Below are 11,889 nucleotides of genomic sequence, written 5' to 3'. Positions count from 1 at the left end.
AGGGCATAAGCCGGTCCGTGTTTTCTACGACACCACCGACAATCAAGAAGCTGAAATCGCCCTGACCCTTGCCTTGCACGGCCTGAATACCGACGGCCACGGCCTTGAACTGGGCAATGTCGACGAGGGATACAACATCGGGCGGCGCCTGGGCAACACAGGGGTGAGTAGCGCGCTGGTGGAAATCAACCTGGCGACCATCGCCAGCTATCTGGACGGTGGAACCAGTGCGGTGGTTTACGCCGGTGCAGATGGCAGCCTGACGGTACAAATGATCCGCCCTCCGAGCGAGGCCCGCAAAGAGAAAAACCGTCAGAACCGTGGTGCCGACCCTTTCAAGTTCGGCTCCCCCAGCGGCGGAGCTCCCAAACCATGAGCCATCCTGTTCGCCTGGGGAGGCCCCGCCGATCATCGGATTGCGCAGGGCTGGATGCCGGCCCTGGTCTGAATAAATCTCATCGAGGTCGCTCTGGGGACAGCAGACGGCGCACAAATGGGCAAGATTGTCCCGACACCGCTTCTGCCCCATGGCAGCCAACGGTCATATTTATGTCACGTCAGGTCCGCAAGCTTGGGCCTGTCCGCCCACAACAGCTTGATAACAACAAGGACGACTTCATGCCAACACAAAATCCGCACCGCATTGTCGGCCTGTGTACCTCCAGCAAGGTGTACAACGTACTGACCGAACTCAAGCACCTGGAAGGACATCGCAGCGCCAAGTTCCTTTCGCTGCTGACGCAAAACCTGGTGCGCAAGGGCCTGCTCAGCGAGCAGGAAGTGGTGAATATGCTTGATCAGGTGGTTGACTGACGGACAGCCGGCCGGTTGACCTCACTGGCATCAATGACCACTATCGAAAACGGTGATTGTCCGTAAAAAGCGGCGCACCGTAAGGTAGCTCCATAGATTGATGGAGGTACTTATGATGTCCCAGGTTCAGATCATGTCCGTTATCGGCAGCGCCGTCCCCGCACCGCTCAGGGCGTTAGGCATGCTTGCCTGCTGGTATCTGGTCCAGGACGGCGAACAAATCAGCGGCCCACTCACGTCACTGCCTGATGCCCAAGCGTTGTCGCAGCAAATCAGTGCCGGCCGGCACGGCCAACTCAACGCCTAAGGCAACTGAACCCGCGGCTTGGTTTCGATGAAAATGGCCCAGCTCGACATGAACAGCGCGGCAATCAGCGGACCGATGACAAAGCCATTCAAGCCGAAAATCGCCAGGCCACCCAGGGTCGAAATCAGGATCATGTAGTCGGGCATTTTCGTGTCCTTGCCTACCAGGATCGGTCGCAGCACGTTATCCACCAGGCCAATCACGAACACGCCGAACAAGGCCAGCGTTACCCCTTGCCAGATCGCCCCGGTGAACAGGAAAAATGCCGCCACCGGCGCCCAGATAATCCCCGCCCCCACTGCTGGCAACAACGATAGAAACGCCATCAACACGGCCCAGATCAAGGCGCTGGGGATATCCAGAAACCAGAAAATCAAACCACCCAAAGCACCCTGCGTGATGGCGACCACCAGATTACCCTTCACGGTGGCCCGCACCACACGGTTGAACTTGAGCTGCAAACGACGCTTCTGGTTTTCCTCCAGCGGCACGGCCGTGCGTACTTTTCGCGCAAGCTCCGCACCGTCGCGCAGGAAGAAAAACAGCAGGTACAGCATGATGAAAAAGCTGACGATGAACTGAAACGTTCCCTGACCAAAACTGAACGCCTGTGTAGCAAAGAACTCGTTGCCGGTCATCGCGCTCTTGATGATTTTCTCCCGCAGCCCGTTCAATTCGCCCATGCCGAAACGGTCGAGCAAGTGCTGGAAGTACGGTGGAAGACTGTGCTTGAACTGCGTTACATAGGCGGCAATGTCCAGCTCGCCACTTTCGATGTTCTTGTAGACCGCCGTCCCCTCCTGGACCAGTAAGATGCTCAGGACGATCACCGGCAGGATCGCGATCACCAGACAGATACTCAAGGTAAGCAGCGACGTAAGGTTGCGCTGCCAGCCGAACTTCAATTGCAGCCGTCGTTGCAGTGGGGCAAACAGGATTCCGAGGATCACCGCCCAGAATACGGCCCCGTAAAACGGCAGCAGAATCCAGACGAAAGCAATGCTCACCAGCGCCAGCAGAATCGTCAGCGATCTGTCTTTAAGGTTTTCTTCGTTCATGTCCGATCCATGCCAGTCTGCCTGAACGCAAAAGTACGTCCTGATGCTTAGGCCGCCACGATTCGCACGAGTGCCGTACGTTCGTGAATAAAGCTTGGATCCAGATCAATAAACCTTCGGAGCAATGCGTCAGGCGAACTCTTCGCGCAACATCGCCACAAACGCCTCTCGCGCCGGGTGCACCCCGGCGTTTTCATGCCAGTAGAACAGGCTCTCGATGGCCGTCAGTTCAGGAAACTCAAACGCCACGCACCCGGCACCCTTGGCGTATTGATCGAAAACCCCTTTTGTCACCAGCGCCACGCCGGCCCCGGCGCTGACGCAACCGACAATCGCGCCATAACTGGCCAGGCTGACAATCGGCAACGACAACCCGTTGCGCAATAACCAATGCTCCATCGCCGCGCGGTAGGGGCAGCCTTGCGGCCAAAGGAACATGGTCTTGTCGTGCAGGTCCGCGACGTCACGCAGCGGTCCGAGGGAGGTTGAGGCGATCAACAGCAGCTCTTCGCGGTACATCGGCGTGCGCTTGAGCTGCGAGCGCTCGACGTCGACCGCGACGATCGCACCGTCGAGCTTGTGATTGAACGTGTCGTCGAGCAACTGGGCCCACGTGCCAGTGGTCAGCTCCAGCGCCACTTGCGGGAAGCGCTTGTGGAATTTCGCCAGCAAACGCGGCAAGCGCCCGGTGGCAGAAGACTCGATGGCACCGATGCGCAACGGTCCGGACGGATCGGCCGAAGGATCCACCGCGCGTTTGGCCTCGGCGGTGAGGGCCAGAATCTTTGAGGCGTAGGCCAGAAAGGTCTGGCCCGACGGGCTGATGCGCAGGCCACGCCCCTCCCGCAGGAACAGCGCCACACCCAGCTCGGCTTCCAGCGACTTGATGCGCGCCGTGATATTCGACGGCACGCAATGCAGCAACTCGGCGGCACGGGCAATGCTGCCCACCTCGGCCACGGTCTTGAACATGCGAATCTGCGCTAGCTCCATACATCACCCAAAGTGAACAGTTAGCGCAGTATAAGTCAGTTGTGGAGAACAATCAGGCTTCTGATACTCAGTGCATCTCCCATCGGTGCACGACCATGAATCGACTTACCCCCTCCCCCCTGAAAATCATCCTGGCCATGGCGTTTGTCGTAGCTTGCTGGGGATACTCCCCGAGCGGCATCCACATCGGGTTACTGGCCTATGACCCCGCGCATCTGGCGTTGCTGCGCTTTCTGATCGCGTCGGTCTTCATGGCCGTGGTCGCGGTATCGAGGGGCATTCACCCGCCGACACTCCGGGATCTGCCGCTGCTGTTCGGGTTGGGTTTCTTTGCGGTGAGCCTGCATCACGTGGCAATCAATTTCGGCCAACAGGGCGTCAGCGCCGGCGCATCGAGTGTGCTGGCGCAAACGACGCCGCTGTTCAGCACCCTGCTGGCGCGCTTCGTCTTCAAGGATCGGGTGAGCGTCTGGCGCTGGGGTTGCGTCGTCCTCGGACTGGTCGGCGTGATGATTGTGGTGGCCGGTGATCACGGCTTCGGCAGCATCGACGCCCATGGTTTGCTGATCCTGCTGTCGGCGTTGTCGTGGAGTATTTACTTCGCGCTGCAAAAGCATCACACCGGACGTTACGACGGCCTGACCCTGGTTTGCTACACAGTCTGGTCCGGGACCGCGCTGCTGTTGGTGTTCCTGCCGGGGCTGGCGGATCAGGTGGTGAATGCGCCACTGCGGGTGCAGCTCGCGGTGTTTGCCCTGGGGATTTTTCCGAGTGCGCTGGCGTATCTGGCATGGGCCTATGTACTGGCGCATGTGGACCTGAGCCGGGCGACGATGACGTTGTATCTGGTACCGCCGACGGCGATGCTCATTGCGTCCTTTGCCCTGGGCGAGAGGCCGACGTTGATGGTCGGCGTGGGTGCGGTGGTGGTGTTGATCAGTGTGCTGGCGTTGAATCTGGAGCGCAGAGCGGTGGTTCAGGTAGCGCGGGTTTGATCAGCAGTTTGAGTTGAGGACTGACGCCATCGCGGGCTTGCCCGCGATGAACGATGACTCGGTCTCTCGGCCTTTCAACCAGGCGAAAACCGGTCCCGGCTATTGGTCAGGTGCAACCACATCGCCGCCCGCGCCGCGTCCGGGTCCTGGCGCTTGATAGCGTTGAGAATCGCCTCGTGTTCGAGGTTGGCCAACTGCCCGAGCTTGCTCAAATCCACCGCCCCACGCTCCGCCGCATTGACCCGGGTTCGCGGGATCATGGCGCTCCCCAGGTGCTGCATGATTTCGCTGAAACACACGTTGCCGGTGGCTTCGGCAATCAGTAGATGAAAGCGTCGGTCGGCCTCGACGCAACTGTCATTGTTGGCCAACAGGTTTTGATAATCGTCGAGTGCTTCGCGCATCTGCGCCAGTTGCTGATCGCTCCGACGGGTCGCCGCCAGCGCCGCTGCCTGGGTTTCCAGGCCCATGCGCAATTCGAGGATGCTGCGCACTCCCAGCGCGGTATCGACATTCAGCCGCAAGCCCTGCTCCGGCGCGCGCTCCAACACGAAGGTGCCGATGCCGTGACGGGTTTCAACCAGCCCCGACGCCTGCAATTTCGAGATCGCCTCGCGCACCACCGTTCGACTGACCCCGTGTTCCTGAACGATCGAGTTTTCCGACGGCAGCTTGTCGCCGGGCAGCATTTGCCCGAGCAGGATGCTCTGGGTCAACTTGGCCACCAGGTCGTGGGCCAGGTTGTGGCTGCGTTTGCGGGCAGGTGCGTCGAGGTCTTCTTGCATGGGGGGCGTCCGAGAAACTTGGCTAACGAATCGTAGCACTGCGCTTGGCGGGAATCGTTAGAAAAAACGCACCAACTTGTATGACAACACTCAACAGATCGGGCATTTATCGCCACCTACAACAGATACGCCGAGCACAAAGCAACCGCCAATCCGCTAAATACTCGTTATTTTGTTAGACAAAACGGGTTGCAAGGTAAAAAAATCTAGTTGTATGATGTCTATCAACAACGCAGTACCGTCACACCCCGCATAAAAATAACGAGTGGGAGAAAATGCAGTGAATACATCCGTCTCCGGGATGCACGACGACGCCGATTCCGTGCTGAAGTCCGCCATCTCCAAAGTCAAACGTCACGTCCTGCCGCTGTTCGTCATCATGTTCATCGTCAATTACATTGACCGGGTGAACATCGGCTTCGTCCGCACGCACATGGAACACGACCTGGGCATCGGCGCGGCTGCCTACGGCCTCGGGGCCGGCCTCTTCTTCATTGGCTACGCGCTGTTCGAAGTGCCCTCCAACATCCTCCTGCAAAAAGTCGGCGCACGGATCTGGCTGACCCGCATCATGCTGACCTGGGGCCTCGTCGCTGCGGGCATGGCGTTCATCCAGAACGAAACCCACTTCTACATCCTGCGATTCTTGCTGGGTGTGGCTGAAGCCGGGTTCTTTCCCGGGGTGATCTACTACTTCACCCGCTGGTTGCCCGGCGTGGAGCGCGGCAAGGCCATTGCGATTTTCCTCAGCGGCTCGGCGATTGCCTCGCTGATCTCCGGCCCGCTGTCCGGGCTACTCCTGCAAATCAACGGCCTGGGCATGCACGGCTGGCAATGGATGTACTTCATCGAGGGCATGTTCTCGGTGGGCTTGTGCGCCTTCGTCTGGTTCTGGCTGGACTCCAAACCCCACGACGCCAAATGGCTGACCCGTGAGGAACAAGACGCGCTGGTCAAAGCCATCGACGATGAGCAACTGGCCCGCGAAGCGGCGACGCCGATCAAGCCGTCACTGGGCAAACTGCTCAAGGACCGGCAGATCATCCTGTTCTGCGTGATCTACTTCTTCATCCAGTTGACCATCTACGCCGCGACCTTCTGGCTGCCAAGCATCATCAAGAAGATGGGCGACCTCAGTGACTTCCAGGTTGGCATGTTCAACTCGATTCCATGGTTGCTGTCGATCATCGGCATGTATGCCTTCGCTTCGCTGTCGGCCAAATGGAAGCACCAGCAAGCCTGGGTTGCCACCGCGCTGCTGATTGCTGCTGCGGGGATGTTCATGTCCACCACCGGCGGGCCGATCTTCGCGTTCGTGGCGATCTGCTTTGCTGCGCTGGGGTTCAAATCAGCGTCGTCGTTGTTCTGGCCGATTCCCCAGGCTTATCTGGATGCACGCATTGCGGCGGGTGTCATCGCGTTGATCAACTCGGTGGGTAACCTCGGCGGTTTCGTCGCGCCGACCACCTTCGGCCTGCTCGAAGAGCGCACCGGTTCCATTCAGGGCGGGCTGTACGGCCTGGCCGCCACCTCGATCATCGCCGCAATCATCGTCTTCGCCGCTCGCAACAAACCTAAATCCGCGCCCGCCATTGCATCGGCCGAAACCGCGCCACGTCACGCCTGAAAGGATAAGAAAATGATCGAACAAGACATCGCCAAAGCACCGATCATCACCAGCATGCAGATCGTTCCCGTGGCCGGCCACGACGGCATGCTGCTCAACCTGAGCGGCGCCCACGGCCCGTTTTTCACCCGCAACATCGTGATCCTCAAGGACAACGCCGGCCACACCGGCGTCGGCGAAGTGCCCGGTGGCGAGCGCATTCGCCAGACCCTCGAAGACGCACGCAGCCTGGTGGTCGGCAGCCCGATTGGCACTTATCAGAAGATCCTCAACCAGGTGCGCCAGACCTTCGCCGACCGCGATGCCGGGGGCCGCGGTTTGCAGACCTTCGACCTGCGTATCACCATTCACGCGGTCACCGGTCTCGAAGCCGCACTGCTCGATTTGCTCGGCCAACACCTGGACGTGCCCGTGGCGGCCCTGCTCGGTGAAGGCCAGCAGCGCGATGAAGTGAAGATGCTCGGTTACCTGTTTTACGTCGGTGATCGCAACGAAACCGACCTCGCCTACCGCAGCGAACCGGAGGCCGACAACGACTGGTTCCGCGTACGTCACGAGAAAGCCATGACCGCCGATGCGGTGGTGCAACTGGCGGTCGCCGCCCACGGGAAATACGGCTTCAAGGACTTCAAGCTCAAGGGCGGTGTGCTCAGCGGCGATGCCGAGATCGAAGCGGTCACCGCCCTTGCTGAGCGCTTCCCCGATGCCCGCATCACCCTCGATCCGAACGGCGCCTGGTCGCTGAAGGAAGCGATCCGTTTGTGCCGCGATCAGCACAACGTACTGGCTTACGCCGAAGACCCGTGTGGCGCGGAGAACGGGTATTCGGGTCGTGAAGTGATGGCCGAATTCCGTCGTGCCACGGGCCTGAAAACCGCGACCAACATGATCGCCACCGACTGGCGTGAAATGGGCCACGCGATCCAGCTGCAATCGGTCGACATCCCCCTGGCCGACCCGCATTTCTGGACCATGCAGGGTTCGGTGCGCGTGGCGCAGATGTGCCACGAATGGGGCCTGACCTGGGGCTCGCACTCCAACAACCACTTCGACATTTCCCTGGCGATGTTCACCCACGTCGCCGCTGCCGCACCGGGTGAAATCACCGCCATCGACACCCACTGGATCTGGCAGGACGGCCAGCGTCTGACCAAGGCGCCGCTGCAAATCGTCGACGGTTGCGTGCAGGTACCGCAGAAACCCGGATTGGGCGTCGAGCTGGATATGGATCAGGTGAACAAGGCCCATGAACTGTACAAAGGCATGGGCCTGGGCGCGCGCGACGACAGCGTGGCGATGCAGTTTTTGATTCCGGGCTGGAAGTTCGATAACAAGCGGCCGTGCCTGGTGCGCTAACATCCTGCCCCCCTGTGGGAGCCTGCTCGCTCCCACAGGGGTTACTACCCTCACTGTTTGTCGTTCGCCGTTTGATTGTCTACATTTGGCACCTTTCAATTACTGGAACACCGCCAATGACCGACAAAATCAAACTCACCCGCCTCAAGTGTCTAGCGGGTTGCGTAGCGATATTCGTCACGGGCCAGAGTGTCGCCAAGGAACCGATTGACGCGCTTGTGAATGCCGCCGTGCAGCCAGTCATACAAACACAAGGCATTGCCGGTATGGCCGTCGCTGTGACCGTCAACGGCAAGCAGCACTTCTTCAATTACGGCGTGGCGTCGAAAGAAACCGCCAGGCCGGTCAGCGAAAACACCCTGTTCGAGATCGGCTCGGTCAGCAAGACCTACACCGCCACCCTCGCCGCCTACGCCCAGGCCAGCGGCAAACTGTCCCTGAACGACAAGGCCAGTCACATCCTGCCGGCCTTGCGCGGCAGCGCCTTCGACAACATCAGCGTATTGCAACTGGGCACCTACAGCGCCGGGGGTTTGCCGCTGCAGTTTCCTGCTGAATTCGATTCAGCCGACAAAATGCTCGACTACTACCAACAATGGAAACCGGTCTACGCCCCCGGCAGCCACCGCCTGTATTCGAATCCCAGCCTCGGACTGTTCGGCTACCTTGCCGCGCTAAGTCTGGGCCAGCCGTTCAATGACGCGATGGCAAACACCCTGCTGCCGAAGTTCGGCTTGAAACACACCTACCTGAAGGTGCCGCAGGATCAGATGGGGCTGTACGCCCAGGGCTACAACAAGGACGGCAAACCGGTGAGGGTCGGGCCGGGAGCGCTCGATTCCGAAGCGTATGGGGTGAAAACCAGCGCTGCGGACCTGATCGCTTATGTCGAAGCGAACATGAAACCGTCGCACCTGGAAAAACCGCTGCAGCAGGCCATCGCCTTGACTCACACCGGTTACTACACGGTCGACAACATGACCCAGGGCTTGGGTTGGGAGTTGTATCGCTACCCGGTTACCCTCGATCAATTGCTGGCGGGCAACTCGACGCCGATGGCCATGGAGGCGCACGAAGTCCACTGGCTGAATCCGCCTCAGCCGCAGACCGGGAATTTGTTGTTGAACAAAACCGGCTCAACCGGCGGGTTTGGGGCTTATGTTGCGTTTGTGCCGTCGAAGGATGTCGGGATTGTGATTCTGGCGAACAAGAATTATCCGATTGCGGATCGGGTGAGGATTGCGCACAAGGTACTGAGTGCTTTGAACAATTGATGGCGTAAGCGCAAGGATCAAAAAATCGCAGCCTTCGGCGGCTCCACGGATCGGTGGAGCTGACGAAGGCTGCGATTTTTTTTGCGGTTTCCAACCGGGTAGCCGGAGCGAACTTGCTCGTGATGCGGCAACGCTAAATCAGTCATCCGGCATTTGAGGTGGCTTGGCTGGCTTCGCCGGCTTGGCGTTTTTGGCCCCCTTGGCCGGTGCCGGCTCGGCGGCCCCCGGGGGCGGTGTCGATGTCAGTGCAGCCGCCTCTTTCTCAGCCATTGGCATGGCGTCAATGGTGTCGAAGATTTTCTTCAGATCCACCGACTTCGATTCTTCCCCGGAACTCTCAAGCTTCTTTTCGCCGTCCTTGCCCACCAGAATCACTTTCGGCAAAGCCCCGGCCCCCAGTTTCAGCGCACGGATCAACGCCATGGTGTCCTGCTGACCGAGATCCTTGCCGTTGAGTTGACCGGACATATTCAGCACGCTGTACACCCTGATGTTGCGGTCGGCGACACCCTGCTTGTTGGCTGGATCCTCCAGGGATTTCTTCAGGTTTACCCAGACGGGATCAACGGCGCTGCGCGTGATCACGATCAATGGCCGGGCCCTGCCCTTATCAATATCCAGAGGTGAATCGCCATCGGCGGCGAACAGGGGGCTGGCGACAGCCAGCAAGGTAGCCAGGGTCAGAGACCTGATGAGCATGCGCATCTCCTTTTGATATCCACGCTCTAATGATTGCGCATCGCGGCGTTCGTTCCGGGTGACGCATGGCAAATTCGCTTTGCCTTGTCCAAAGCTTAGGTCAGGGCGGACATTGCGCAACAGGCTGGGTCCCTATGAAACCGTTACAAAATCTGGCGTGCCGCGTTTTATCAGAACGCCAGCTTGTAGCCGATCAGCATCAGCATCGTCGCCAGGCAGGGGCGCAGCAGTTCGTCGGAGATACGCCCGGTCAAGTGGCTGCCCAGGTAAATCCCCGGCAACGAGCCGACCAGCAAGTAACCCAGCACGTGCCAATCCATGTTGCCCATGCTCGCATGGCCCAGACCGGCAACCAGCGTCAGCGGTACGGCATGCGCGATTTCCGTGCCCACCAGGCGGCGGGTCGGCAGCAGTGGATAAAGGATGAACAACGCCACGGTGCCCAACGCGCCAGCGCCGATGGACGTCAGCGCGACCATGGCGCCGAGGACGAGGCCGGTAATCACGGTCAGGACATTGAGGCGCGGCCCGCTCGGGTTGTAGCTGCCACCGGCACGCTTGTGGGCGAAATCGAGCAGGCGTTTCTTGAACAGAATCGCCAGCGCCGTGGCGAACAGCACAAAGCCCAGGGCTTGCTTGATGATCGCGTTCATTGCGTCAGGGCTGGAATGCAGCGTGCTGAGGAACCACAACGTCAAGATGACGGCCGGCACGCTGCCGAGGGTCAGCCAACCGGTGATCTTCCAGTCGATGTTGTTGTTCTTTTTATGAACAATCACGCCACTGGATTTGGTGATGGCCGCGTACAGCAGATCAGTGCCGACGGCGGTTGCAGGGTTGATTCCGAACCAAAGCAGGATAGGCGTCATCAACGAACCGCCCCCTACGCCTGTCATGCCGACAATGAAGCCGACGACCAGCCCGGCAACAACCAACCCGATGTTCACTAAATCCATTGATACGTCCACATAGACCGCAGGGAAAATCTGGCCAGCAGCATAGCGATATTTCTTATAACCAGTTATATCGATGCGATCTATCTTTATGCCATATGCAATGGGGGTGGCGTACTCACTGGACGGGCAGGAAATTCAGAAACAACAGGCTCTGCGCATAATTCAGACCGATCCGCCGGTAGCGCTCGTCAAGCATCTGGGTCAGCAGGTCCAGCCGCGCGACGATCTTGCCGAACTCCACGGCAAAACTCAGGTTACTGCCCTCCTCCGAGATTTCGTTGGAGAACAGCATGGGCTGGCCATCCTTGTTCTGCCGCTGGCTCAAGATCCAGGTGGCGATTTCGATATTGCGCGCGGCGTTGCTGACGAAGGTCGGGTTGATCGCGTCGGTCATGTAGAACTCCAGGCGATTACCGTGGGCGGTGACCAGCATGCTGCCGATGGCATAAATGAACGCGCCGACCCGGTCACCTAGAAACTCCGGGCTCATGGCAAAGCGCAACGCCGCCAGGTCTTTTTTACCGCCCAGGGTGGGAAGCGGCTGCTGCTGTTCGATGGCCAGGCGCACTTGCTTGCCGGCGGTGCGGGCGTCGAGAAAGCCGGATTTTTTCAACTCGTCGGGGTTGCGCAGGTACAACTTGCTCATCAGCAGGTAAAGGCTGTCGAGGTTGTCACGCATCGCCAGCGTGGCCATGCGATCGACGCTGGTTTGCAGGAATTCCTGGGGTTTCCCGTCGCGAATCTGGGTAAACAGATCATTGCCGGGCTGATGGCTGCAGCCGCTGGCGCTAAGCAGCAACAGACCGGCGAGCAGGCGAACGCGGATAAGGTTAAAGGGCAACACTCGAACCATAAGGGATTGGGCTGGCACATTCCTGTGCGGCGGGATTCGCCGCAACGGCTATGGATAGAGCCGGGCAATTGGAAAAAGTGCAGTGTCGGGAGTGGCGAATCGATCATTGGCAGGGAACAACGGATGCAAATGGGGGGTGGAGGGTTGATAGGGTGCATTCGCCAGCAAGCCGG

General features: G+C 59.4%; 12 protein-coding genes and 1 pseudogene. 7 read left to right on the top strand and 6 right to left on the bottom strand.

Going from position 1 to position 11,889, the window contains the following annotated elements; genetic code table 11:
* The 3 genes and pseudogenes from M5G20_RS04865 to M5G20_RS04855 form a co-directional block, all read left to right on the top strand.
* Positions 1–376: pseudogene (locus M5G20_RS04865) on the top strand (DUF2875 family protein); the annotation flags it as partial.
* Positions 377–618: 242 nt separating this feature from the next.
* Complete coding sequence (locus tag M5G20_RS04860; RefSeq protein ID WP_273918175.1) at positions 619–813, top strand: hypothetical protein; 195 nt, start codon at positions 619–621, stop codon at positions 811–813.
* A 115-nt stretch (positions 814–928) separates the two neighbouring features.
* Positions 929–1,120 carry a hypothetical protein gene (locus tag M5G20_RS04855; RefSeq protein WP_075948310.1) on the top strand — a complete coding sequence of 64 codons (192 nt, stop codon included), beginning with the start codon at positions 929–931 and terminating at the stop codon, positions 1,118–1,120.
* Here M5G20_RS04855 and M5G20_RS04850 read toward each other — a convergent pair.
* Positions 1,117–2,178, bottom strand: a complete 1,062-nt coding sequence (locus M5G20_RS04850) for an AI-2E family transporter (protein WP_273918174.1) — start codon at positions 2,176–2,178, stop codon at positions 1,117–1,119. The two genes, M5G20_RS04855 and M5G20_RS04850, sit on opposite strands and share 4 nt — an antisense overlap.
* Before the next feature lie 129 nt (positions 2,179–2,307).
* Positions 2,308–3,171: a LysR family transcriptional regulator gene (locus M5G20_RS04845; protein ID WP_273918173.1), complete on the bottom strand. Its 864-nt coding sequence runs from the start codon at positions 3,169–3,171 to the stop codon at positions 2,308–2,310.
* 95 nt (positions 3,172–3,266) lie between these two features.
* Here M5G20_RS04845 and M5G20_RS04840 point away from each other — a divergent pair, with 95 nt between their 5' ends.
* Complete coding sequence (locus M5G20_RS04840) at positions 3,267–4,166, top strand: DMT family transporter (RefSeq protein ID WP_273918172.1); 900 nt, start codon at positions 3,267–3,269, stop codon at positions 4,164–4,166.
* Positions 4,167–4,240: 74 nt separating this feature from the next.
* Here the strand turns inward: M5G20_RS04840 and M5G20_RS04835 are convergent, their stop codons facing one another.
* Positions 4,241–4,951: a FadR/GntR family transcriptional regulator gene (locus M5G20_RS04835; protein ID WP_273918171.1), complete on the bottom strand. Its 711-nt coding sequence runs from the start codon at positions 4,949–4,951 to the stop codon at positions 4,241–4,243.
* A gap of 280 nt (positions 4,952–5,231) precedes the next feature.
* On the opposite strand from M5G20_RS04835, the gene M5G20_RS04830 reads away from it, so the two are divergent.
* From M5G20_RS04830 to ampC, 3 genes are all read left to right on the top strand, one after another.
* Positions 5,232–6,578, top strand: a complete 1,347-nt coding sequence (locus M5G20_RS04830) for an MFS transporter (protein WP_273918170.1) — start codon at positions 5,232–5,234, stop codon at positions 6,576–6,578.
* A gap of 12 nt (positions 6,579–6,590) precedes the next feature.
* Positions 6,591–7,934: a glucarate dehydratase gene (gene gudD / locus M5G20_RS04825; RefSeq protein ID WP_273918169.1), complete on the top strand. Its 1,344-nt coding sequence runs from the start codon at positions 6,591–6,593 to the stop codon at positions 7,932–7,934.
* Between the two features lie 116 nt (positions 7,935–8,050).
* Positions 8,051–9,208, top strand: coding sequence for a class C beta-lactamase (gene ampC, locus M5G20_RS04820; RefSeq protein WP_273918168.1), 1,158 nt, complete (start codon positions 8,051–8,053; stop codon positions 9,206–9,208).
* A 138-nt stretch (positions 9,209–9,346) separates the two neighbouring features.
* Here the strand turns inward: ampC and M5G20_RS04815 are convergent, their stop codons facing one another.
* The 3 genes from M5G20_RS04815 to M5G20_RS04805 form a co-directional block, all read right to left on the bottom strand.
* Positions 9,347–9,907, bottom strand: coding sequence for a DUF4174 domain-containing protein (locus M5G20_RS04815; RefSeq protein WP_273918167.1), 561 nt, complete (start codon positions 9,905–9,907; stop codon positions 9,347–9,349).
* Positions 9,908–10,077: 170 nt separating this feature from the next.
* Positions 10,078–10,863 carry a sulfite exporter TauE/SafE family protein gene (locus M5G20_RS04810; protein ID WP_075948295.1) on the bottom strand — a complete coding sequence of 262 codons (786 nt, stop codon included), beginning with the start codon at positions 10,861–10,863 and terminating at the stop codon, positions 10,078–10,080.
* Positions 10,864–10,978: 115 nt separating this feature from the next.
* Complete coding sequence (locus tag M5G20_RS04805) at positions 10,979–11,716, bottom strand: hypothetical protein (RefSeq protein ID WP_273918166.1); 738 nt, start codon at positions 11,714–11,716, stop codon at positions 10,979–10,981.
* Positions 11,717–11,889 lie beyond the last annotated feature (173 nt).

It is taken from the genome of Pseudomonas sp. TNT2022 ID1044, from assembly GCF_028656895.1.
Lineage (GTDB): Bacteria > Pseudomonadota > Gammaproteobacteria > Pseudomonadales > Pseudomonadaceae > Aquipseudomonas > Aquipseudomonas reinekei.
Note: the sequence above shows the minus strand (reverse complement) of the source record. Positions and strands in the feature narration are given on the sequence as shown.